Annotated in this window: 26 protein-coding genes and 2 other annotated features; of the genes, 24 read left to right on the top strand and 2 right to left on the bottom strand. The window is 33.7% G+C overall.

What is annotated here, in order from left to right; genetic code table 11:
* Positions 1 to 30: 30 nt before the first annotated feature.
* The 5 genes from hemC (at position 31) to HMPREF2864_RS00820 (ending at position 5,082) form a co-directional block, all read left to right on the top strand.
* Positions 31 to 963 (top strand): hydroxymethylbilane synthase, encoded by a 933-nt coding sequence (hemC, locus tag HMPREF2864_RS00800; RefSeq protein ID WP_012990824.1) that lies wholly within the window; start codon positions 31 to 33, stop codon positions 961 to 963.
* A gap of 28 nt (positions 964 to 991) precedes the next feature.
* Complete coding sequence (locus HMPREF2864_RS00805) at positions 992 to 1,672, top strand: uroporphyrinogen-III synthase (RefSeq protein WP_002458904.1); 681 nt, start codon at positions 992 to 994, stop codon at positions 1,670 to 1,672.
* Positions 1,662 to 2,636, top strand: coding sequence for a porphobilinogen synthase (gene hemB / locus HMPREF2864_RS00810; RefSeq protein WP_002458905.1), 975 nt, complete (start codon positions 1,662 to 1,664; stop codon positions 2,634 to 2,636). Before HMPREF2864_RS00805 ends, hemB begins: the two co-directional genes overlap by 11 nt.
* Positions 2,637 to 2,649: 13 nt before the next feature.
* The gene (gene hemL, locus HMPREF2864_RS00815) at positions 2,650 to 3,933 is read left to right on the top strand and encodes a glutamate-1-semialdehyde 2,1-aminomutase (RefSeq protein WP_002458906.1); all 1,284 of its coding nucleotides are present in this window, start codon (positions 2,650 to 2,652) and stop codon (positions 3,931 to 3,933) included.
* Positions 3,934 to 4,008: 75 nt separating this feature from the next.
* Positions 4,009 to 5,082, top strand: coding sequence for an AbrB family transcriptional regulator (locus HMPREF2864_RS00820; RefSeq protein WP_002458907.1), 1,074 nt, complete (start codon positions 4,009 to 4,011; stop codon positions 5,080 to 5,082).
* 178 nt (positions 5,083 to 5,260) lie between these two features.
* Here the strand turns inward: HMPREF2864_RS00820 and HMPREF2864_RS00825 are convergent, their stop codons facing one another.
* On the bottom strand, positions 5,261 to 5,821 hold the full coding sequence (locus HMPREF2864_RS00825; RefSeq protein ID WP_070572088.1) for a DNA-3-methyladenine glycosylase I: 561 nt from the start codon (positions 5,819 to 5,821) through the stop codon (positions 5,261 to 5,263).
* Positions 5,822 to 5,877: 56 nt separating this feature from the next.
* Positions 5,878 to 6,114: a binding site (T-box leader), on the top strand.
* Positions 6,115 to 6,154: 40 nt separating this feature from the next.
* Between HMPREF2864_RS00825 and HMPREF2864_RS00830 the strand changes: the two genes are divergently transcribed.
* The 4 genes from HMPREF2864_RS00830 to radC all read left to right on the top strand — a co-directional run bounded on the left by HMPREF2864_RS00830 (position 6,155) and on the right by radC (position 11,633).
* The gene (locus tag HMPREF2864_RS00830) at positions 6,155 to 8,785 is read left to right on the top strand and encodes a valine--tRNA ligase (RefSeq protein WP_002478071.1); all 2,631 of its coding nucleotides are present in this window, start codon (positions 6,155 to 6,157) and stop codon (positions 8,783 to 8,785) included.
* A gap of 12 nt (positions 8,786 to 8,797) precedes the next feature.
* Positions 8,798 to 10,075 carry a bifunctional folylpolyglutamate synthase/dihydrofolate synthase gene (locus tag HMPREF2864_RS00835; protein WP_037540795.1) on the top strand — a complete coding sequence of 426 codons (1,278 nt, stop codon included), beginning with the start codon at positions 8,798 to 8,800 and terminating at the stop codon, positions 10,073 to 10,075.
* Positions 10,076 to 10,248: 173 nt separating this feature from the next.
* On the top strand, positions 10,249 to 10,959 hold the full coding sequence (locus HMPREF2864_RS00840; RefSeq protein ID WP_002458911.1) for a prepilin peptidase: 711 nt from the start codon (positions 10,249 to 10,251) through the stop codon (positions 10,957 to 10,959).
* Entirely contained in the window at positions 10,956 to 11,633 is a 678-nt protein-coding gene (gene radC, locus HMPREF2864_RS00845; RefSeq protein ID WP_070544756.1) for a RadC family protein, read from the top strand. Before HMPREF2864_RS00840 ends, radC begins: the two co-directional genes overlap by 4 nt.
* 260 nt (positions 11,634 to 11,893) lie before the next feature.
* On the opposite strand, the gene HMPREF2864_RS11810 is transcribed toward radC, so the two are convergent.
* The gene (locus HMPREF2864_RS11810; protein ID WP_002458913.1) at positions 11,894 to 12,076 is read right to left on the bottom strand and encodes a hypothetical protein; all 183 of its coding nucleotides are present in this window, start codon (positions 12,074 to 12,076) and stop codon (positions 11,894 to 11,896) included.
* 166 nt (positions 12,077 to 12,242) lie between these two features.
* Between HMPREF2864_RS11810 and HMPREF2864_RS00850 the strand changes: the two genes are divergently transcribed.
* From HMPREF2864_RS00850 to secDF, 15 genes are all read left to right on the top strand, one after another.
* The gene (locus HMPREF2864_RS00850) at positions 12,243 to 12,713 is read left to right on the top strand and encodes a DUF4930 family protein (protein ID WP_002478074.1); all 471 of its coding nucleotides are present in this window, start codon (positions 12,243 to 12,245) and stop codon (positions 12,711 to 12,713) included.
* Between the two features lie 78 nt (positions 12,714 to 12,791).
* Positions 12,792 to 12,923 (top strand): hypothetical protein, encoded by a 132-nt coding sequence (locus HMPREF2864_RS12250; protein ID WP_002458915.1) that lies wholly within the window; start codon positions 12,792 to 12,794, stop codon positions 12,921 to 12,923.
* A 195-nt stretch (positions 12,924 to 13,118) separates the two neighbouring features.
* The gene (gene mreC / locus HMPREF2864_RS00855; protein WP_060795676.1) at positions 13,119 to 13,961 is read left to right on the top strand and encodes a rod shape-determining protein MreC; all 843 of its coding nucleotides are present in this window, start codon (positions 13,119 to 13,121) and stop codon (positions 13,959 to 13,961) included.
* Entirely contained in the window at positions 13,961 to 14,455 is a 495-nt protein-coding gene (gene mreD, locus HMPREF2864_RS00860; protein WP_002458917.1) for a rod shape-determining protein MreD, read from the top strand. The genes mreC and mreD overlap by 1 nt, the downstream gene beginning before the upstream one ends.
* A 59-nt stretch (positions 14,456 to 14,514) precedes the next feature.
* Positions 14,515 to 14,598: a sequence feature (ribosomal protein L21 leader region), on the top strand.
* Between the two features lie 13 nt (positions 14,599 to 14,611).
* Positions 14,612 to 14,920 (top strand): 50S ribosomal protein L21, encoded by a 309-nt coding sequence (gene rplU, locus HMPREF2864_RS00865; RefSeq protein WP_002458918.1) that lies wholly within the window; start codon positions 14,612 to 14,614, stop codon positions 14,918 to 14,920.
* Positions 14,921 to 14,925: 5 nt separating this feature from the next.
* A complete protein-coding gene (locus HMPREF2864_RS00870; protein ID WP_070544757.1) occupies positions 14,926 to 15,246 on the top strand; it encodes a ribosomal-processing cysteine protease Prp in 321 nt (106 codons plus the stop codon).
* 11 nt (positions 15,247 to 15,257) lie between these two features.
* Positions 15,258 to 15,542, top strand: a complete 285-nt coding sequence (gene rpmA, locus HMPREF2864_RS00875; RefSeq protein WP_002458920.1) for a 50S ribosomal protein L27 — start codon at positions 15,258 to 15,260, stop codon at positions 15,540 to 15,542.
* Between the two features lie 188 nt (positions 15,543 to 15,730).
* A complete protein-coding gene (obgE, locus tag HMPREF2864_RS00880) occupies positions 15,731 to 17,023 on the top strand; it encodes a GTPase ObgE (RefSeq protein ID WP_070544758.1) in 1,293 nt (430 codons plus the stop codon).
* A gap of 11 nt (positions 17,024 to 17,034) precedes the next feature.
* Positions 17,035 to 17,490: an ACT domain-containing protein gene (locus tag HMPREF2864_RS00885; RefSeq protein WP_002458922.1), complete on the top strand. Its 456-nt coding sequence runs from the start codon at positions 17,035 to 17,037 to the stop codon at positions 17,488 to 17,490.
* A 12-nt stretch (positions 17,491 to 17,502) separates the two neighbouring features.
* Positions 17,503 to 18,111, top strand: a complete 609-nt coding sequence (gene ruvA, locus HMPREF2864_RS00890) for a Holliday junction branch migration protein RuvA (protein WP_037542897.1) — start codon at positions 17,503 to 17,505, stop codon at positions 18,109 to 18,111.
* 38 nt (positions 18,112 to 18,149) lie between these two features.
* A complete protein-coding gene (gene ruvB / locus HMPREF2864_RS00895; protein ID WP_070544759.1) occupies positions 18,150 to 19,154 on the top strand; it encodes a Holliday junction branch migration DNA helicase RuvB in 1,005 nt (334 codons plus the stop codon).
* 2 nt (positions 19,155 to 19,156) lie between these two features.
* Complete coding sequence (gene queA / locus HMPREF2864_RS00900; protein ID WP_070544760.1) at positions 19,157 to 20,182, top strand: tRNA preQ1(34) S-adenosylmethionine ribosyltransferase-isomerase QueA; 1,026 nt, start codon at positions 19,157 to 19,159, stop codon at positions 20,180 to 20,182.
* A gap of 18 nt (positions 20,183 to 20,200) precedes the next feature.
* Entirely contained in the window at positions 20,201 to 21,340 is a 1,140-nt protein-coding gene (gene tgt / locus HMPREF2864_RS00905; RefSeq protein ID WP_002458926.1) for a tRNA guanosine(34) transglycosylase Tgt, read from the top strand.
* An 18-nt stretch (positions 21,341 to 21,358) separates the two neighbouring features.
* The gene (gene yajC, locus HMPREF2864_RS00910; protein ID WP_002458927.1) at positions 21,359 to 21,619 is read left to right on the top strand and encodes a preprotein translocase subunit YajC; all 261 of its coding nucleotides are present in this window, start codon (positions 21,359 to 21,361) and stop codon (positions 21,617 to 21,619) included.
* Positions 21,620 to 21,804: 185 nt separating this feature from the next.
* Positions 21,805 to 24,093, top strand: a complete 2,289-nt coding sequence (gene secDF / locus HMPREF2864_RS00915) for a protein translocase subunit SecDF (protein ID WP_002478081.1) — start codon at positions 21,805 to 21,807, stop codon at positions 24,091 to 24,093.
* Positions 24,094 to 24,127: the final 34 nt, after the last annotated feature.

Consider the following 24,127-nt stretch of genomic DNA (forward strand, 5'->3'; position numbering starts at 1 on the left):
TTTGCAGATGTATTTTTAGGAGGATAGTCTATGCGCAAACTAGTTGTGGGATCACGAAGAAGTAAATTAGCTTTGACACAAAGCAAGCAATTTATTGATAAATTAAAAGAAATTAATCCGGATTTAGAAATAGAAATTAAAGAAATTGTGACAAAAGGTGACCAGATTTTAGATAAACAATTATCTAAAGTTGGGGGCAAAGGCTTGTTTGTTAAAGAAATCCAACACGAACTTTTTAATAAAGAAATTGACTTTGCGATACATTCTTTAAAAGATGTTCCAAGTATTCTGCCTGAAGGTTTAACTTTAGGTTGCATTCCCGATAGAGAAAATCCATTTGATGCGTACATTGCAAAAAATCATACGCCACTTGATCAGTTGCCAGATGGTAGTATTATTGGCACTAGTTCTTTACGACGCGGCGCACAAATTTTAGCAAAATATCCTAATCTTGAGATTAAATGGATAAGAGGTAACATAGATACGCGTCTTCATAAATTAGAAACTGAAAATTATGATGCTATTATTTTAGCTGCAGCAGGACTAAAGCGTATGGGTTGGTCAGATGATATTGTCACAACTTATTTAGATAAAGATGTTTTATTACCCGCAATTGGACAAGGTGCATTAGGGATAGAATGTCGTAGTGATGATGTTGAGTTGTTAGCTTTACTTAAGCAAGTGCACAATCAACAAGTAGCTGACTGTGTAACAGCAGAGAGAACATTTCTTGCAGCAATGGACGGCAGTTGTCAAGTTCCAATAGGGGGTTATGCAATGAATAAACCTAATGGAGATATTGAATTTACTGGATTGATTATGACTCCTGATGGAAAAGAACGATATGAGCATACTGAAAGCGGCAATAATCCTATAGAATTAGGTAATAAAGTTAGCGATGTTTTAATTGAACAAGGTGCTTATGAAATAATTAGAAAATTAAACGACCAACAATTGCATTAATACCATAAATATTGAGGTGTAATGAAAAATGAAGCCAGTTGTAGTAATGACGCAAACGAGTAATGTAAAAAGTGATTTGATTGAGATTGTGCATAAACCGTTTATTAAAATCCAATCGCTTGAATTTAACACTCAGCTATTGCACGATAACTATGACTGGATTATTTTTTCTTCTAAAAATGCTGTACAATTATTTTATCCTTTTTTTAATAGCGTTAATATAAAGTATGTAGCAGCGATAGGGGATAAAACAGCGCAACTATGTCAAGAACTAGGTATAAAAGTTGATTTTATACCTGATGATTATTCCCAAGAAGGACTTATTTCTAAGTTGAAGTTGCAAAATCAAAAGCTTCTAATACCTAGTAGCGCACAAGCGCGACCTTATTTGCAACGGAAACTATCACAAAATAATAAGGTAGTAAAGATTGACTTGTATACACCTATTGCACATAGGGATAATATCCATGAAGTAATTAAGTTGATATCAAATAACAAAATCGATGCACTTACATTTTCAAGTTCTTCAGCTGTGCATTACTTTTTTGAAGAAGCTAACCTTCCAAACTTTTATGCTTACTACGCAATTGGCCGTCAGACTGCTAACACGATTAGATATTATGGTTATGAACCTAAGATTGCTGATAATCAAACCTTAGAATCATTGATAAATAAAATTATAGAAAGTAGGAATTACAATGAAATTTGATAGACACAGAAGATTGCGTACTTCAGAAACGATGCGCAATTTAGTAAGAGAAAATCACGTAAGAAAAGAAGACTTAATTTATCCTATATTCGTAGTTGAAAAGGACAATGTAAAAAGTGAGATTACTTCTCTACCTGGAGTATATCAAATAAGCTTAAATTTATTAGATGATGAAATTAATGAAGCATATGATTTAGGAATTAGAGCAATTATGTTCTTTGGTGTTCCAAATGCTAAAGATGAAGTTGGTTCAGGTGCGTATGATCTTAATGGTGTTGTTCAACAGGCAACTCGTAAAGCGAAATCATTGCACGAAGATTTATTAATTGTTGCAGATACTTGTTTGTGTGAATACACTGACCATGGCCATTGTGGTGTCATTGATGAACATACACATGATGTTGATAATGACAAATCATTGCCATTACTTGTTAAAACAGCTGTTTCTCAAGTTGAAGCTGGTGCAGATATTATTGCACCTAGCAATATGATGGATGGGTTTGTGGCTGAAATACGCCAAGGTTTGGATGACGCAGGCTACTATAATGTACCAATTATGAGTTATGGTATTAAATATGCTTCTAGTTTCTTTGGACCATTTAGAGACGCTGCTGATTCTGCACCATCATTTGGTGATAGAAAGACTTACCAAATGGACCCAGCAAATCGTTTAGAAGCATTAAGAGAATTAGAAAGTGATTTAAAAGAAGGCGCAGATATGATGATTGTTAAACCCGCTTTAAGTTATTTGGATATTGTGCGGGACGTTAAAAATAATACGAATATCCCTGTAGTGGCATACAACGTCAGTGGTGAGTATGCAATGACAAAAGCTGCAGCAATAAATGGTTGGATTGATGAAGAACGTGTTGTAATGGAACAAATGGTATCAATGAAACGTGCCGGTGTAGATATGATTATTACTTATTTTGCAAAAGATATATGTCGTTATTTAGATAAATAGAGGGAGGTAGACTATGAGTTACGAAAAATCAATAGAAGCAATGGCTATAGCTGAAAATTTAATGCCTGGTGGTGTAAATAGTCCTGTTAGAGCTTTTAAATCCGTAGATACGCCTGCAATATTTATGGATCATGCTGAAGGATCCAAAATTTACGATATAGATGGCAATGAATATATCGATTACGTATTGAGTTGGGGGCCGCTGATCTTAGGGCATAAGAACCCACAAGTTATTGAAAAGTTGCATGAAGCTGTTGATAAAGGGACGAGTTTTGGTGCATCAACGCTAAAAGAGAATCAACTTGCTAAACTTGTTATTGAACGGGTACCATCAATTGAGAAGATACGTATGGTATCGTCAGGTACCGAGGCAACATTAGATACTTTACGATTAGCTCGTGGTTATACAGGACGCAATAAAATTGTCAAATTTGAAGGCTGTTATCACGGTCATAGTGACTCTTTACTAATTAAAGCAGGTTCAGGTGTTGCTACATTAGGCTTACCTGATTCACCAGGTGTTCCAGAAGGCACAGCGAAAAATACAATTACAGTGCCGTATAATGATTTAGATGCAGTCAAATTGGCATTTGAAAACTATGGTGATGATATTGCTGGTATAATCGTTGAACCAGTAGCTGGAAATATGGGAGTCGTTCCACCAGTTGATGGCTTTTTACAAGGTTTAAGAGATATTACGACTCAATATGGAGCGTTGCTTATTTTTGATGAAGTAATGACTGGTTTTCGTGTTGGATACCATTGTGCTCAAGGTTATTTTAATGTAATTCCTGATTTAACATGTTTAGGAAAAGTCATCGGCGGCGGTTTGCCAGTAGGAGCCTTCGGTGGTAAAAAAGAAATCATGGACCATATTGCTCCTGAAGGCGATATTTATCAAGCGGGAACCTTATCAGGTAATCCGTTGGCAATGACAAGCGGCTATGAAACGCTAAGTCAGCTAACCCCAGCATCTTATGATTACTTCCAAGAATTAGGGGATTTATTAGAACAAGGATTGAAAGAGATCTTTGCTAAACATAATGTACCTATCACTGTTAACAGAGCTGGATCAATGATTGGCTATTTCTTAAACGATGGTCCTGTAACTAACTTTGAACAAGCAAATAGCAGTGATTTAGAACTCTTTAGCCAAATGTATCGTGAAATGGCAAAAGAAGGGGTATTCTTGCCGCCATCACAATTTGAAGGTACATTTTTATCTACGGCACATACTAAAGACGACATAAAAACAACAATTCAAGCATTTGATACTGCTTTAAGTCGTATTGTATAATGAATTTAATAATATGAGGTTAGGACTTTCATACTGAGGATGTCTTAACCTCTTTTTAATGAAAGAAGGGTCATGATGAGAAGAATATGGCTTAATAATTTAATTCTTTTAACAACAGCAATCATCGTGAGCTTAATATTATATTTTGCACATGTACTGTTACCATTTATGTTTGGTCCTATTATTGCTGCTATAATTGTTGTTAAATTTTTAAAATTAAATATAAAGTGGCCATTCTGGTTTAGCCAAGTCGGGCTGATTTTATTGGGTGTTCAAATAGGATCGACATTCACAACAGAAGTTATTAATGATATTAAAGATGACTGGACAACAATTATCATTGTTACTGTATTACTCATCGCATTATCTTTAATTATCGCATACTTTTTTAAAAAGATAGCACGTGTGAATACTGAAACTGCAATATTAAGTGTAATTCCTGGAGCACTTAGTCAAATGCTCATTATGGCAGAAGAGAATAAGAGGGCTAATATACTTGTTGTGAGTTTGACACAAACTTCACGTGTTATTTTCGTTGTCATTCTTGTGCCGCTTATTTCTTATTTATTTAGTAGCGATCAAACAGCTACGCAAAGTATAAGTCATGCAAAACCATTAACGCAGGTACTCCATTTTCCAGAGATTATATTGATAATCATGGCAATTGCACTTGTTTATTTTATAATGGCAAAAATCAACTTTCCTACTAAACAGTTATTAGCACCTATCCTGGTATTGATTAGTTGGAATTTAGTTACGCATATCACATTTACCTTAGATAATTATATTTTGGCATCAGCTCAAGTTATATACATGATAAGAATCGGATTGCAAATAGCTCAATTACTTGGTGATTTGAAAGGTCGTATTGCGATTGCAATCATTTATCAGAATGTATTATTAATTATCAGTGCTTTTATCATGGTTTATTTCGTTCATTTATTTACCAATGATTCTATAAATGAATTATTCTTAGGTGGTGCGCCTGGAGGTATGAGTCAAATTGTTATTGTGGCTATAGCTACAGGTGCTGATGTAGCAATGATTTCAAGTTTTCATATCTTTAGAATCTTCTTTATTTTATTCATAGTTGCACCGATTATTAGTTACTTATTGAAATTGAGTTTGAAAAGATATGACAAGAAATAAGAGTGGGGCATAAATTCCAAAATAATAGCACAGAGATGTTTTGACATAAATCATCTTTGTGCTTCTTTTATTATCAATACTTCGTATGGTATGTCTGAGTTTTCATAGGTTGCTATCCAGTCAGCCCAAGTTGTCTTATGAATAAAATCTATAACATTATTGTACTAGATTGTTATCGTCATTTATGAACAGGTTTATGTGGACAATCTTTTAAATGAGCATCATACATCCCTGATACTTCAAGGAATGAAAACACAGTAACAGGTCCCAAGAATTTGAAACCATATGACTTTAAATCTTTTGAAAGCTGTGTTGCTCGTTCATCTACAGTTATTCTGTCAGACGCATGCTTATAATGTAAGTCAATGGGTTGACCGCCAACGTATGACCATAGAAACTGACTAAAACTACCAAATTCTTTTTCAATGTCTAAATATCCTTTAGCCTGTGAAATGATTGCTTCTAATTTTTTGCGATTATGAACAATATTGGGAAAGCTCATTAGCTTATCAATATCGCTTTCAGTCATTTGTGCTACTCTTTGAGGCTCAAAATTATGAAATGCTTCACTGTATGCGTCTTTCTTTTTTAAAATAGTTAACCAGGAAAGTCCGGCATGTTGAGATTCTAGTGCCAGGAGCTTGAACAAGGCTTTACTATCATATAAAGGTTTTCCCCATACGTTATCATGATAATCTAAATAAATAGGATCTTTCGTGCTAAATGCGCACTCATTCATAAATATACCTCCAAGAGATTGACTTATAGCGATTTCCATTATACTATAATTAAGAAGCAAAATATATGTTTGGGAAGAGTAAGTATGAATGGTAATTCAGAGAGCATATGGTTGGTGAGAATATGCATAGCGTTCTTACTGAAGGTAGCCCACTAGATCTTTTATTGAACAGTAATATTAAGTAGATAAAAGCGTGTTTGAGCGTTAATCATAATTAAGTGCAAGAATTAAGTTTGATTTTATAGAACTTTTTTCTTGAATTTAGGTGGTACCACGGAAATTCCGTCCTATATATATTAGGACGGTTTTTTTATTTCAAGGAGGTCATTATTGATGAAAATGGAACCTAAATATAATCCGCGAGAAGTAGAATCAGGTAGATATGATGAATGGGTCAATAGCGGATATTTTAATACATCTACGGATAAGTCAAAAAAACCATATACGATTGTTATTCCACCACCAAATGTAACTGGGAAATTACACTTGGGACATGCTTGGGATACAACCTTACAAGATATCATTACACGTATGAAACGTATGCAAGGTTATGATACGTTATATCTACCTGGCATGGATCACGCTGGTATAGCTACACAAGCTAAAGTTGAAGCGAAACTTAATGAACAAGGCATCTCTAGACATGATATTGGAAGAGAAAAATTTTTAGAACAAGCTTGGGAATGGAAAGAAGAGTATGCCTCATTTATACGACAACAATGGGCTAAATTAGGACTAGGTTTAGATTATAGTCGTGAACGTTTTACCCTAGATGAAGGATTAAGTCAAGCTGTTAAAAAAGTTTTCGTTGATTTATATAATAAAGGTATCATATATCGTGGAGAACGTATTATAAATTGGGATCCTAAAGCACGTACAGCATTATCAGATATAGAGGTCATACATGAAGATGTTCAAGGGCATTTTTATCACTTTAAATATCCTTATGCTGATGGGGATGGTTACATTGAAATTGCTACAACCCGGCCGGAAACGATGTTAGGGGATACTGCGATTGTTGTAAACCCTAATGATGAACGTTATAAAGATGTTATAGGTAAAACTGTTATCTTGCCTATTGTTGGTCGAGAATTGCCAATTTTAGCAGATGAATATGTTGATACTGAATTTGGAAGTGGTGCTATGAAAGTTACTCCGGCTCACGATCCAAATGACTTTGAAATTGGTCAACGTCATCACCTAGATAGTATTATTGTGATGGATGAAACAGGTGCCATGAATGACCAAGCAGGAAAATACCAAGGGTTAGATCGTTTTGAATGTCGTAAGCAACTTGTAGAAGATTTAAAAGCATTAGATTTAGTAATTAAAATTGAAGATCATATGCATTCGGTAGGTCATTCAGAACGCTCCGGTGCAATAGTTGAACCATATTTATCCACACAATGGTTTGTAAAAATGAAACCATTAGCACAGCGCGCGTTAGACAATCAAAAAACAACAGATCGCATTGATTTCTATCCACCACGATTTGAGAATACATTTAATCGATGGATGGAAGAAATTAGAGATTGGACAATTTCTAGACAATTATGGTGGGGTCATCAAATCCCAGCTTGGTATCATAAGGAAACAGGTGAAATTTATGTTGCTGAACAAGCGCCAAAAGATATAGAAAACTGGGAACAAGATGAAGACGTTCTAGATACATGGTTTTCTAGTGCCTTATGGCCATTCTCAACATTAGGCTGGCCTAACGAAAGTGCAGATGATTTTAAACGTTATTATCCAACTAATGCATTGATTACCGGATATGACATTATTTTCTTCTGGGTGGCTCGAATGATTTTCCAAGGTTTAGAGTTTACCGAACGACGACCTTTCCAAGATGTATTATTACATGGATTGGTGCGCGCCGAAGATGGTCGTAAAATGAGTAAATCACTTGGCAATGGTGTTGACCCGATGGATGTAATCGAAGAATATGGCGCAGATAGCTTACGTTATTTCTTAGCGACGGGTTCATCTCCAGGTCATGATTTAAGATATTCTACTGAAAAAGTTGAATCTGTATGGAACTTTATCAATAAAATTTGGAATGGTGCACGGTTTAGCTTAATGAATATTGGTGAAGATTTTGCTGTAGAAGATATTGATTTATCTGGCAACTTATCACTAGCTGATAAATGGATTTTAACGCGTTTAAATGAAACGATAGAAACGGTGACAGATTTAAGTGACAAATATGAATTCGGTGAAGTAGGTCGCGTATTATATAACTTTATTTGGGATGAATTCTGTGATTGGTATATAGAAATGAGTAAGATACCAATGAATGGTGCAGACGAAGCGCAAAAACAAACAACACGTTCTGTATTAAGTTATACCCTTGATCAAATGATGCGCATGTTACACCCGTTTATGCCATTTGTGACTGAAGAAATTTGGCAAAGTTTACCTCACGAAGGTGATACCATTGTCAAAGCTGCTTGGCCAACAGTTAAAGAAGAATTCAGCTTTAAAGATAGTAAACAAACGATGCAACAATTAGTGGAAATAATCAAATCAGTTAGACAATCTCGAGTTGAAGTTAATACACCTTTATCTAAAGCCATTCCAATTTTTATTCAAGCCAAAGATGAAGACGTTAAAGCGACATTAATTGAGAATGCGGACTATATTGATAAATTCTGCCACCCGAGCGAACTAATTATTGATACTGATATCACAATTCCTGAAAAAGCAATGACATCAGTTGTTGTAGCTGGTAAAGTTGTTTTACCATTAGAAGGGCTTATCGATATGGATAAAGAAATTGCTCGGTTAACTAAAGAGTTAGAAAAGCTTCAAAGCGAACTAGATCGCGTTGATAAAAAATTAGCAAATGACAACTTCGTTAAAAAAGCACCTGAAAAAGTAATTAATGAAGAACGAGATAAAAAGGAACGTTACCAAGAAAAATATGATGGTGTTAAAGCAAGAATTGAACAATTAAAAGCATAGGAGTATTAGATGATGAATTACCTAGACAGCTTGTATTGGATACATGAACGTACTAAATTTGGTATCAAACCTGGCGTCAAACGTATGGAATGGATGCTTGCACAATTTAATAATCCTCAGCATAATATAAGAGGTATTCATGTTGGTGGTACAAATGGCAAAGGTTCAACAGTAGCGTATCTTCGTTCTGCCTTAGCCAGTAATGGTTATGAAGTTGGTACATTTACATCACCATTTATAGAATCATTTAATGAGCGTATCAGTCTAAATGGCGTACCAATTTCAGATGATGAAATTGTCGCTTTAGTAGAACGCGTTAAACCAATTAGTGAAGCAATGGATAGAGATACTGATTTAGGCGTTGCAACTGAGTTTGAAATAATTACGACGATGATGTTTCTATACTTTGGTGAAATACATCCTGTGGATTTTGTAGTTATTGAAGCAGGTTTGGGTATTAAAAATGATTCTACGAACGTCTTTAATCCCATTATATCGATATTAACTAGTATTGGATTAGATCATACCGATATTTTAGGTAATACGTATTTAGATATTGCCAAAGATAAAGGTGCTATTATTAAACCCAACATCCCAGTCATTTATGCTGTGAAAAATGATGAAGCATTAAAATATATACGTGACCTTGCAGTTAGTGAGAATGCAAAGCCCATTGAATTAGAACGTGAAATCATTATTGTGTCTGAAGATGATGAGTTTACGTATCGCTATAAATCGTATGAATTAGAGACGATTATCTTAAACATGCTTGGAGAACATCAAAAAGAAAATGCAGCACTAGCAATTACAGCGTTAATTGAGTTAAATGAAGCAGGTCTTATTGAGTTAGACTTCAACAAAATGATTGATGCGATTGAATCAGTGACTTGGACTGGAAGAATAGAACAGGTTAAAGAAGAACCATTGATGATTATTGATGGTGCACATAATAATGAGAGTATTGAGGCACTTATCGAAACTGTTAAAACTTATTATAATAAAGAAAAGATGGATATTTTGTTCTCGGCAATTAAGGGTAAACCAATTGCCAGTATGATGAATAAGTTAAAAGAAATTGCTGATGTCTTTTATTTTACTGAGTTTGATTTTCCAAAAGCAATAACAGCAGATGAGTTTAAAGATTTGATTCAAGATATAACTGTTGAGTATATTCAAGATTATCATTCATTTATAAACAATTATTCTGGAAAAGGATTATTAATCACCGGAAGTTTATATTTTATAAGCGAAGTAAAAGATAATGTAGAGTTTGTTGAAATTGACAAATAATGAATAGATGCAAAGTATGCTTGATATTTAAGCGGCAGATATTTTAAATCTGCTGCTTTTTTTATGTTTAATTTCATTAAATAAATAGTTGTAAAATATTTATCTTTTAATATTGCTTATAATATTTACAATTGGAACGGAGCTCCTTATAATTTTTGTAAGGAGGTTGATATGTGGTTATCATATGCTATTTATACAGTGTTCTTTTTAGTTATTTATATCAATTGAATGGTGTCGAACGTATATCATTTTGTATTTTAAAAGCACGTTCAACTTGTGATTATTGTCACCAAAAATTACCGTGGTATTCCTTATTACCAATAGTTAGTTTTTTATTTTTAAAAGGACGAGCGCTTTGTTGTCATCACAAATTAAATAAGTATTATCTTATAGGAGAGCTAATTGCTTTTATTATTCCTACTATGAGCTTAATTTGGGACATTGACATAAATCCAACGATTTTTTCGTTCGTCTTCTTGTTTCTCCTAGTTATGGCAATTTATGATATAGAAACTAAATACTTAAATTTACAATTTTTCGCTTTATTTGTTATATGTCTATTGTTTATTTCCCACTTTTATCTCATTAACTTTATTATTTATACTTTAGTAAGTCATGCAATTTATTTATTTATTCATAACTCGCTTGGTTATGGCGATATAATTTTAATTTCATTTTTATCACTTATTTTCCCACAATCGTTTATGCTTTACTTTATATTTATCACATTATTATTAGCTACGCTATATAGTCTTTTTTTAATTGTTAAATATAAGACTAAAAGAATGCAAATACCGCTTATTCCATTTATTTTTATCTCGTTTATTTTAAATGCATTTTGTTTTAAAATGCTTAAGTTTTACGTTGAAGGAATGATGTTATGAAAATTAAAGATATGGTTACTTCTGAAAAACCTCGCGAACGTCTACTACATTATGGAGAGAAAAGCTTATCTAACACAGAATTATTAGCAATTTTAATTAACACAGGACGCAAAGGCAGTTCGAGTATTGAGATTGCCAATGAAATTATGTTTGGAAAACATCAACTAAAAGAATTAAAATGTATGACCATTCATCAATTAACTCAAATTAAAGGGATTGGCTTACATAAGGCAGTTATATTAAAAGCCGCATTTGAACTAGGAGAAAGGATGAATGCGACACATTTAAGTGAGAAGGTTAAGATTAAATCTCCTGAAGATGTGGCAAATCTAATGACATCTAAACTCAAAGGCTTAGAACAAGAACACTTTGTAGCATTATTTTTAGATACAAAGAATATCGTTATTAAAGAACATACAATTTTTGTTGGCACATTAAATTCAACCATTATACATCCACGTGAAATATTTGCGGCAGCGTTGCGTTATACATCTAATTCATTAATTGTCGTTCATAATCATCCATCTGGAGATGTAACACCATCATCGGAAGATATTGCAACTACAATACGTTTAAAAGAATGTGGAGATATTTTAGGAATATCTTTACTAGATCATATTATCATTGGTAATAATAAATTTACTAGTTTATGTGATGAAGGATATATAGAATAATATGTAAAGCATTTTCGCAATTGATTAATTGAAGAAAGTGATATGCATGATTTGTGCTCTAAAAACTAAAACAAGCATACTAACAATATGCTAGTATGCCATGCTAAATCGTGACTAAATGACAATCAAATTGAAGCGTGCAAACATAATATGACAACTTGTATGTTTACATTAAGAAATGCTGCTCAAAGTTAAATCTATCAAAACTTGTGAAATTATATAGTTAACACCTTGCAGGTGCGTTACCTCTAATTTTTATATTAAAAATGGAAATATCCAGTCAAGCCTTGATAATTTTCATAAACCCATAAAATGCCTTGGTATGCAAGGTAAAGGCAAAGAACTACAAGCGCCGCTGATATTAAAAATCTCAATATTGAAAATCCCACTCTAAATAATAAAATTGCTAATAAAACAATCAAGATAATAGTGAGAATACTCATTAGCGGTCATCCTTTCTAATATTCGTTTACTACGTCTTATTATATTCTTAAATTTAATAATACGCATCAGTCCTAAGATTAAAGCTTGACTCGTACTTAAGACTGATGCATCGATATCCTAATTCTATTATAATACTCTAAATGATCACTAGGAAGGGGAAACTGTATGCATTTCATTCTGAGTACTATAAAAAACATTATTGCCATAGTTATCATCATGATGATTGTATATATCGCCCTTAGATACGCACCTTTTTTACGAGATCAAGAATGGAACCCGGTTAGTTCAATATCTGAAACATCAGACATTAATAATTTAAATTCAGTTCCCGAGACACAATACAATCAACAAAACGAACCATATACAATTGAAGATAATGATTTAATTCAAAACATACCTAAAAGTCAGATAAAAAATGTTTTTAAAATCATAGATAAACAAGAATTTATGGCTGTATCTGGTTTAAGGCGAATGGGTTATAACGATGATTATATAGCAGGCCAACGTGATGATCATTTCATAATTTATAAATTAGGGTCAGATAAGATAAAGGTATTTAATACTGAAATTGAGATGGAACAAGAATTGATAAGGCTTAAACAACATATTCCACTTAAAGAATTAAACGCATATTAACTTTATCACTCTCATTTGAAATCATACTATAAATACGTTAGCCTTGAAGTATAGTAAATAAAAAGGATTGGTGATTTTATGACACAACAACAATCTAAAGCCAAACAAGCTAATGAACAAGCAAAGGCCCAAAATCTTTTTGCAAAGTGGCGAAAAGAAGAAACACTATATAAAGAAGATGAAAAGAACGCAACTAAAGAAGAAAAATAATCAATCAAAAGTATAGCAATTTCCAATGAAAATATTGATAGAAGTGCTGTTGGTGATTTAATCATCAGCAGTTTTTTTATTGATACTATTCATCTGAAGATCACTTTTATTATCTAATAAAAGTTAGTGCTTTATTTAAAGACTAGAGTAATATAAAATAGAAAAGGATAATGAAGTTTAATAGAGGTGTTCCGGGTGCTAAAGTTTTTTAAAAATAACAAGCTGATTGTTGTTTTTTGCGCTATCATTGTTTTTATTGCGCTTATAGGTTTATCTATTCGGTCTTCAACTCAATCGCCTCCTGAACAATTTATAGGGGATACAGTATCTACTGGTCAAAGAATCATTAGTTATCCTGTCAATTTTGTCGCTGGAGAGATCGGGAATTTTTTCAATTCTGGAGATACAAAAGATAATAAAGCTAAAATAAAGCAATTAGAAGCTGAAAATGAACAGTTAAAAGCAGATAATAAGAAATACAAAAAAGAACTAAATATCAAAGATATTTCAAAGTATGAGCCAATTTCAAGCACTGTGATTGCGCGTAACCCAGATCAATGGATGAACACAGTCATCATAGATAAAGGTGCTAAATCTGGCATACAAAATAATATGGCAGTGATGACATCACAAGGTCTTGTTGGAAGAGTTACGAAGGTAAATCAATTTTCTGCACAGGTTGATTTAATCTCGACAAACGCACGAACTGGTAAACTTTCGGTTAATATTCAACATGGTGATAAGAAAGTGTTTGGATTAATTGATCGTTATGATAGTAAGAAACAAGAACTAATAATTAGTGAAGTCAATAATAAAAACAAAATTTCTGCAGGAGACAAGGTGGTTACAAGCGGATTAGGTGATCAACTACCAAGTAATTTATATGTCGGAGAAGTGACGCAAGTTGAAAATGACCAATATGGTCTAGCAAAAGAATTGAGAGTTAAAACAGCAGCAGATTTAGGAGATTTAAATCACGTTTATATTGCGAAAAGAGATCCAAAAACGCTTCCCGATGATGAAAGCAGGGATGAATAATGCGATCATTTTTATATCTGTTCTTTGGAATTGTGCTTTTTTATATCGACATTACAATTGGACTAATCATACCATTTAATATAGGCAATCACGCTGTTAAATTCGTGCCACAACTAACTTTAATGTATTTGCTAATGCTGACAGTCTATAGAAATTTTGGGATTTCTTTAATTTTAGGTACGTTTTTGGGAATAATGACCGATATTTATATTGGAAGTCTGTATGGTATTTATATGTTTGGGTATATTCTACTTATTTTTATTATTGATAAATTTTTCAAAGTATTTTATCGTGATTACATCATGATTTTCTTCGTCATCATATGTGCAACATTAGTATTTCAAATGTATGCAGCACTGATATATGGTGCAGTAGGTTTTATTGAGTTTGACATATGGGATTTTATCTTATTGAGATTATTACCTACATTTATTCTCAATTTAATACTATTAATTATTATGTTCCCAATTTGCTATAAATATCTCAAAAATTAATTTCAAAGATTGACAGTACAAGGTACTAATGGTAAGATGCAGTAGTTGAGTAGTTTTATAGCTACATACAACCGCTCAAATATGGGTTTAAGTACTATTCAATTTGCAATAGTCACCTATGTATGGCGTGACTTATAAATATAGGAGGTGCAAAGTATGTTTGCTATTATTGAAACAGGTGGAAAACAAATCAAAGTTGAAGAAGGTCAAGAAATCTACGTTGAAAAATTAGACGTAGCAGAAGGCGAAACTTTTACTTTTGATAAAGTATTATTTGTAGGTGGAGATTCTGTAAAAGTTGGTGCGCCAACAGTTGAAGGTGCAACAGTATCTGCTACAGTTAATAAACAAGGCCGTGGTAAAAAAATCACAGTATTCACTTATAAACGTCGTAAAGACTCAAAACGTAAAAAAGGCCATCGTCAACCATATACTAAATTAACTGTTGATAAAATCAACGCTTAATTAATATGATAACTGTTGATATTACAGTAAATGATGAAGGCAAGGTAACTGATGTTATCATGGATGGTCATGCTGATTATGGCGATTATGGTCATGATATCGTATGTGCTGGTGCCTCAGCAGTTCTGTTTGGCAGCGTAAATGCTATTATGGGTTTGACTTCAGAGAAGCCAGATATCGATTATGATGATGACGGTGGTCATTTCCATATTAGAATTGTGAATCTTGATAATGATGACGCGCAACTGATTCTTCAAGCAATGTTAGTTTCTTTACAAACGATTGAAGACGAATATAATGAAAATATCAGATTAAATTATAAGTGAGGTGTATCCCGATGTTGAAATTAAACTTACAATTCTTCGCATCTAAAAAAGGGGTAAGTTCTACAAAAAACGGACGAGACTCTGAATCTAAAAGATTAGGTGCTAAACGTGCGGATGGTCAATTTGTAACAGGTGGCTCTATTCTATTCCGTCAACGTGGTACTAAAATCTATCCTGGTGAAAATGTAGGTCGTGGTGGCGATGATACATTATTCGCTAAAATCGACGGCGTTGTTCGTTTTGAACGTAAAGGTCGTGACAAAAAACAAGTTTCTGTTTATGCAGTTGCTGAATAATTGTCAAAGGAACACCAGAAGTACATACTTCTGGTGTTTTATTTTTGCGTAAATCATAATAAATCGCCCATTAAAGTAAACTTCTACTACAAAGAAGTTGATTGTAAATTATAACACTTATGATTTATTAGCAATATAGTTAATGATATAATTCAAGATAATGATTACATGTAAAAGAGGTGAGATATATGTTTGTCGATCAAGTAAAAATATCTCTTAAAGCAGGTGATGGTGGTAATGGAATCACTGCTTATCGTAGAGAGAAATATGTACCATTTGGAGGACCAGCAGGTGGTGATGGTGGTAAAGGCGCTTCTGTCATTTTTGAAGTAGATGAAGGATTAAGAACTTTACTAGATTTTAGATACCAACGTCATTTTAAAGCTAAAAAAGGAGAAAATGGACAAAGCAGTAATATGCATGGGCGTAATGCTGAAGATTTAATTCTAAAAGTACCACCTGGAACGATAATCAAAAATGTAGAAACTGAAGAAGTGTTAGCCGACCTTGTGGAAGATGGTCAGCGTGCAGTAGTAGCCCATGGTGGACGCGGAGGTCGAGGAAATTCTAGATTCGCTACACCTAGAAACCCTGCACCTGATTTTAGTGAAAATGGTGAGCCAGGTGAAGAGTTAGATGTCACTCTAGAGTTAAAGTTATTAGCCGATGTGGGATTGGTTGGATTTCCAAGTGTGGGTAAATCAACATTATTATCGATCGTATCTAAAGCGAAGCCCAAAATTGGGGCATATCACTTTACAACTATCAAGCCAAACTTAGGTGTGGTATCAACGCCTGATCAACGTAGTTTTGTTATGGCAGATTTACCTGGTTTGATTGAAGGGGCATCCGATGGAGTAGGATTAGGACATCAATTTTTACGTCATGTTGAGCGAACGAAAGTTATTGTGCATATGATAGATATGAGTGGTTCAGAAGGTAGAGATCCTATTAATGATTATCACGTCATCAATCAAGAATTAATCAATTATCAACAACGTTTAGAAGAACGGCCCCAAATTATTGTTGCTAATAAAATGGATATTCCAGGTGCGCTAGACAATTTACAGAAATTTGAGGATAGTATAGCTGCTGATATCATGGTAATACCAGTGTCTACTATTACTAGAGATAATATTGATACGTTACTTTATGCTATTGCAGATAAATTAGAAGAAGTTAAAGATATAGACTTCTCAGTCGAAAAAGATGAAGAGATTGGTGTAAATCGAGTATTATATAAACATACGCCATCTCAAGATAAATTTACGATTTCTAGAGACGATGATGGCGCTTATGTTGTAAGTGGAAATGCTATTGAAAGAATGTTCAAAATGACAGATTTCAACAGTGATCCAGCTGTACGTCGTTTTGCTCGTCAAATGCGTTCAATGGGTATTGATGATGCATTAAGAGCACGTGGATGCGCTAATGGTGATATAGTAAGAATTCTAGGCGGAGAATTTGAATTTATAGAATAGGAGGCAGTTAAATGGACAAGAAAGAATACCATAAGTTTTATTTAATACGAGAGGATGTACTTCCTGAATCTGTCATTAAAACTTTGAAGATTAAAGATGCTTTAAAAGAAAATTCTAAGCTGTCCATTTATGATGCTGTACAACGTTTTGATTTGTCACGCAGTGCTTTTTATAAATACAGAGATACCATTTTTCCTGTTGATGAAAAAATGCTAGAACATAGAGAATTCACGTTAATACTCTATGTTAATGATGTGGTAGGTACTCTAGCAACGGTACTTCACACAATTTCTCAACTACAGTTATCTGTTTTAACAATCCATCAAAGCGTGCCTATTAATGAAGAAGCGACAATCACATTGTCACTTAATGCACAATATACAGAACTTACAATAGACGAAGTGATTCTAGCGTTGCGATCAATTGACCATGTATTTAAAGTAGATTTAATCAGTATGAGCATGTAAGGATGGTAGATGATGTACGCATATATTAAAGGGCAATTAACTCAGCTATTCCCAACCCATGTAGTGGTTGAAACACAAGGTATCGGTTATGAAATACAAACACCAAATTCATATCGGTTCCAACAATTTTATTATCAAGAGGTAACGATTTACACATCACTGATTGTTAGAGAGGATGCTCAGTTACTCTATGGTTTTATTAATGAAGAAGAAAAGGAAATGTTTCTAAATCTGATTAAAGTTACAGGCATTGGACCTAAATCAGCATTAGCTATCTTGGCTACGAGCACACCTAATGAGGTTAAACGTGCAATTGAGGATGAAAATGATGCATATCTAACTAAATTTCCTGGTATTGGAAAGAAAACTGCGCGTCAAATCATACTTGATTTAAAAGGAAAAGTTAATTATACAGAAGCATCATCCAATGATTCAATCCATATAGATGATGTATCTAATACCTCTCAGAAAGATAATTATATTGCGGAAGCCTTATTAGCATTAGAAGCTTTAGGGTATTCAAAGCGTGAAATTTCAAAAGTCGAAAAAACGCTACAACAGCAAGTAGTAACATCAGTTGATGAAGCGGTTAAGATAGGTTTACAAGCCTTAATTTCCTAATGTTTAATAATAATTTCTAAAAGAAAGGGGGTCAAACTGTGGACGATAGAATGGTTGACCAATCATTTCACCAAGAAGATTCTGCATTTGAATATTCATTAAGACCAACATATTTAAAGCAATATATAGGTCAAACAACGATTAAAAGTAACTTAGAAGTATTTATTCAAGCCGCAAAATTAAGAGAAGAACCTTTAGACCATGTATTATTGTTCGGTCCCCCTGGTCTTGGTAAGACAACATTATCAAATATTATTGCAAATGAGATGGAAGTTAATATTAGAACTGTATCTGGTCCTTCTCTCGAGCGACCTGGAGATTTAGCTGCAATTTTATCTGGATTACAACCTGGGGATGTCTTATTTATAGATGAAATTCACCGTCTGAGTAGTGTAGTTGAAGAAGTTTTATATCCAGCAATGGAAGATTTTTTCCTAGATATCATCATTGGTAAAGGTGATGAAGCACGAAGCATTCGTATTGATTTACCTCCGTTTACATTGATAGGTGCAACGACAAGAGCCGGTAGTTTAACAGGACCTTTAAGAGACCGTTTTGGCGTGCATTTGCGTTTAGAATACTATAATGAACACGAATTAAAAGAAATAATTATTCGTACAGCTGATGTTTTAGGTACTTCTATTGATGATGAAAGTGCAGTTGAATTAGCCAAACGTTCTAGAGGTACACCAAGAATAGCAAATCGTCTATTGAAGCGAGTTAGAGATTTTCAGCAAGTTAATGGTGATGATCAAATATATATAGAAACGACTAAGAAAGCTTTAAAGTTGCTACAAGTTGATGAGCAAGGTTTAGATTATATTGATCATAAAATGATGAATTGCATCATTAACCAGTATCAAGGTGGACCAGTTGGCTTAGATACTATTGCCGTATCTATTGGAGAAGAAAGAGTAACGATTGAAGACGTCTATGAACCTTTTTTAATTCAGAAAGGATTTATCGAACGTACCCCTAGAGGTCGTAAAGCAACTGCATTTGCTTATGAACACTTTATGAAATCGAAAGAGAAGAGGGAGTAAATTTGAATATTGAGGATTTTGACTATCATTTACCAGAATCTTTAATTGCACAAACACCTTTAAAAAATAGAGATCAAAGTCGCCTATTAGTATTAAATAAAGAAACAGGCGATATGAAACACCAACATTTTAAAGATGTCATTAATTATTTGAATCCTGGAGATACTTTAGTTCTGAATGATACACGCGTGATGCCTGCACGTTTATTCGGAGTTAAAGAAGAGACGGGTGCTAAAGTAGAAATGTTAATGCTAACTCAAATCGAAAATAACGATTGGGAAGTTTTACTTAAACCAGCCAAAAGAATCAAAGTAGGTAACCAACTGTCGTTTGGTGAAGGGAAAATAATAGCAGAATGTATTAAAGAATTAGACCAAGGTGGCAGAATCATGCGATTGCATTATGAAGGCATATTGCAGGAAAGGCTAGACGAGTTAGGTGAAATGCCTTTACCACCATATATAAAAGCGCGTTTAGACGATCCAGATCGATATCAAACTGTTTATGCTAAAGAGAATGGTTCAGCCGCTGCGCCCACTGCTGGACTACATTTCACTGATAATTTATTGAAAGATATTAAAGCTAAAGGTGTTAATATAGCTTTTATCACACTGCATGTTGGTTTAGGAACATTTAGGCCCGTGAGTGTAGAAAATATCAATGAACATGAGATGCATAGCGAATATTACCAAATGACCGAAAATACCGCACAGTTATTGAACAATACAAAGTTACAAGGTCATCGAATCATTGCAGTAGGTACAACGTCGACACGAACTTTAGAAACGATTCGTCGAGATCATTCACAATTCATTGTTACGAGTGGATGGACAGATATATTTATTTATCCTGGTTTTGAGTTTAAAGCCATTGACGCACTTATTACTAACTTTCATCTGCCTAAGTCAACATTAGTCATGCTTGTGTCAGCATTTAGTAGTAGACAATTTATCTTAACGGCATACCGTAAAGCTGTAGAATTAGAATATCGATTCTTTAGTTTTGGTGATGCAATGTTAATTATTTAAGGAATGTGAGGTTTAATTATGCCAGCAGTAACATATGAACATATCAAGACTTGTAAACAATCTGGCGCGCGTTTAGGAATTGTTCACACGCCACATGGCTCGTTTGAAACACCAATGTTTATGCCTGTGGGGACAAAGGCGACAGTTAAAACTATGAGTCCTGAAGAATTAACAGATATAGAAGCTAAAATTATATTAGGTAATACCTATCATTTGTGGTTACAACCTGGAAATGATATTATCAAACAGGCTGGGGGCTTACATAAGTTCATGAATTGGAATGGTCCTATCTTAACTGATTCAGGTGGCTTTCAAGTTTTTAGTTTAAGTAATTTACGTAAGATTTCAGAAGAAGGTGTTGAGTTTCGACATCATACGAATGGCTCGAAACTCTTTTTAAGTCCGGAAAAATCCATGGAAATTCAAAATGATTTAGGGTCTGACATTATGATGGCCTTTGATGAATGTCCACCGATGCCTTCAGAATATAAATACGTAAAAGATTCAATTGAACGAACTTCTCGGTGGGCAGAACGTTGTTTAAAAGCACATAAACGACCTGATGATCAAGCATTATTTGGCATTATTCAAGGTGGAGAGTATAAAGATTTACGTGAACAAAGCGCTAAAGAACTTGTCGCATTAGATTTTCCTGGATATGCGATTGGTGGTTTATCTGTAGGCGAACCCAAACCTGTCATGTATGATATGGTGAAACACACAGAACAGTTTATGCCAAAAGATAAACCTAGATATTTGATGGGCGTAGGCTCACCAGATGCCTTGATTGAGTGTAGTATAAGAGGCATGGATATGTTCGACTGTGTACTACCTACACGTATTGCACGAAATGGCACTTGTATGACATCAATTGGACGTCTTGTAATTAAAAATGCACAATTTGCTAATGATTTCCGTCCACTAGATGAAAACTGTGATTGCTACACATGTAAAAATTATTCCAGAGCGTATATCAGACATTTAATTAAAGCAGAGGAAACGTTTGGTATTCGTCTTACTACTATTCATAATCTTCATTTTCTGCTAAAATTAATGGAAGATATTAGACAGGCCATTAGAGAAGATAGACTTTTAGATTTTAAAGAAGCGTTCTTTGAACAATATGGACTTAATGTTGAAAACCCTAAAAATTTTTAAATAAGGAGTAAGTACAGAATGAATTTAACAGCAATTTTAATACCAGTACTTTTTTTACTTGTATTCTACTTTTTAATTATTCGTCCACAACAAAAACGTGCTAAAGAGCACCGTGAAATGGTTAATAGAGTTGAAGCAGGTCAAAAAATCACAACAATTGGCGGTTTGAAAGGAACAGTTAAAGCTGTTGATGAAACAACAGTTGTTATCACTGTTAATGGTCATGGCACTGAAATGACTTTTGAAAAACCTGCAATTAAACAAGTAGATCCATCTTAATCACTGTGAGCCAAGAAGCATTTGTGTTTCTTGGTTTTTTTATGAATGAAGAAGAAATTTTCACATTATAGTTGAATATGTTAATATATATAAGTCTATATATGTCTATAAGGTCCATTTTTAACTTGCGAGCTATCGTTTGTTTGGATTATTCTAGATACATAAGTAAATAATGAGGTGTTTATGTGAAAAAAGGTAGTAGAATAGTTGCATTTATATTACTTATTGTCCTCCTCTTTGCAGGAATGGGGCTTACATATAAGAATGTAATTAAAAATGTTAACCTTGGTTTAGATTTACAAGGTGGTTTCGAAGTCCTTTATCAAGTTAAGCCATTGCAAAAAGGCGATAAAATTGATAAAAAAGCGCTTCAATCAACGGCTCAAACTTTAGAAAATCGTGTCAATGTGCTGGGTGTATCAGAACCACGAATTCAAGTTGAAGATCCAGACAGAATTAGAGTTCAACTTGCAGGCGTTAAAAATCAAAACCAAGCTCGTGATGTATTATCTTCCCAAGCTAATTTAACAATTCGGGATGCGAATGATAACGTTAAACTGACAGGAAAAGATATTGTACAAGGTTCAGCAAAACAAGAATTTAAACAACAAACTAATGAACCTACCGTTACATTTAAATTAAAAGATCGTGATAAGTTTAAAAAGGTAACAGAAGAAATCTCTAAGAAAAAAGAAAATATGATGGTCGTATGGCTTGATTATGAAAAAGGAGATAGTTATCACAAAGAACTTCAGAAAAAGAATGAAAATGATAGAAAATATGTGTCAGCTGCTTCTGTAAATCAACCAATTAATTCTGATAGTGTTGAAATATCTGGTGGTTTCCATGGCCAAGAAGGGGTTAAAAAAGCTAAACAAATTTCAGAATTGCTCAATGCTGGTTCATTACCAGTTAAACTTGACGAGTTGACTTCTACATCAGTTGGTGCACAATTCGGGCAAGATGCATTAGATAAAACTATTTTTGCCTCATTTATAGGTATTGCTGTTATTTATCTATTTATGGTTGGTTTCTATAGATTACCAGGTTTTGTAGCAATTATCGCATTAACGACATATATTTATTTAACACTTGTCGCATTTAATTTCATTTCTGGTGTATTAACATTACCTGGTCTAGCTGCGCTTGTTTTAGGCGTAGGTATGGCAGTGGATGCCAATATCATTATGTACGAGCGAATAAAAGATGAATTGCGAATTGGTCGAACGCTTAAGCAAGCTTATACTAAAGCAAATCGAAGTTCGTTCCTTACCATTTTTGATTCAAACTTAACAACAGTTATTGCAGCCGCTGTATTATTCTTCTTTGGTGAAAGTTCGGTTAAAGGTTTTGCGACAATGCTGTTATTAGGGATATTAATGATTTTTGTAACTGCAGTCTTCCTTTCTAGAGGGCTATTATCGTTACTGGTATCATCTAATTACTTCAAGAAAAAATTCTGGTTATTTGGTGTTAAGAAAAAACAACGTCATGATATCAATGAAGGTAAAGATGTTCACGATTTGAAAACATCTTTCGAAAGATGGAATTTTGTAAAACTAGCCAAACCGTTAATTGGTTTGAGTATTCTTATCTTAATCGTTGGTATTGTTATTCTAAGTATTTTCAAACTGAATTTAGGCATTGACTTCTCAAGTGGTTCTCGTGTTGATGTTGAATCGAATCATTCACTATCACAAGCTAAAGTTGAGAAGACAATGAAAGATGTTGGCTTAAAAGCCGATGAAATACAAATTAATGGTGATGGTAAAAAGCAAGCAACTATCATGTTTAAACATGATTTAGCTAAAAAAGACATTGCCAAATTAAATGACAAATTTAAAAATGAATTTGGACATAGTCCTTCTGTAAATACAGTGTCACCTGTCATAGGTCAAGAGTTAGCTAAAAATGCTTTGAAGGCTTTAATATATGCCTCAATCGGTATTATCATTTATGTATCATTACGTTTTGAATGGCGTATGGGATTGTCCTCAGTACTCGCATTATTGCATGATGCCTTTATGATTGTGGCAGTCTTTAGTTTATTCCGTATCGAAGTAGATATCACGTTTATAGCTGCCGTATTAACAATCATTGGTTATTCAATCAACGATACGATTGTAACGTTTGACCGCGTACGTGAAAACTTGCATAAGCTAAAAGTAATTACGTCGCCAGAACAAATTGACGATATCGTTAACCGATCAATTCGACAAACAATGACACGCTCAATCAATACTGTGCTTACCGTCATAGTTGTTGTAGTTGCCATATTACTATTCGGTGCACCAAGTATCTTTAACTTCTCGTTAGCTTTACTTGTAGGATTAATTTCTGGTGTATTCTCTTCAATCTTTATTGCTGTACCGCTTTGGGGTATTATGAAAAAACGACAATTGAAAAAATCTGATAAAGGTAAGTTGGTTGTCTATAAAGAGAAAAAATCAAATGACGAAAAAATTCTAGTTTAATCAACTGAAACATCATCGAATCATCTAATTAGTG

Source organism: Staphylococcus sp. HMSC059F04 (genome assembly GCF_001812565.1).
Classification (GTDB): domain Bacteria; phylum Bacillota; class Bacilli; order Staphylococcales; family Staphylococcaceae; genus Staphylococcus; species Staphylococcus lugdunensis.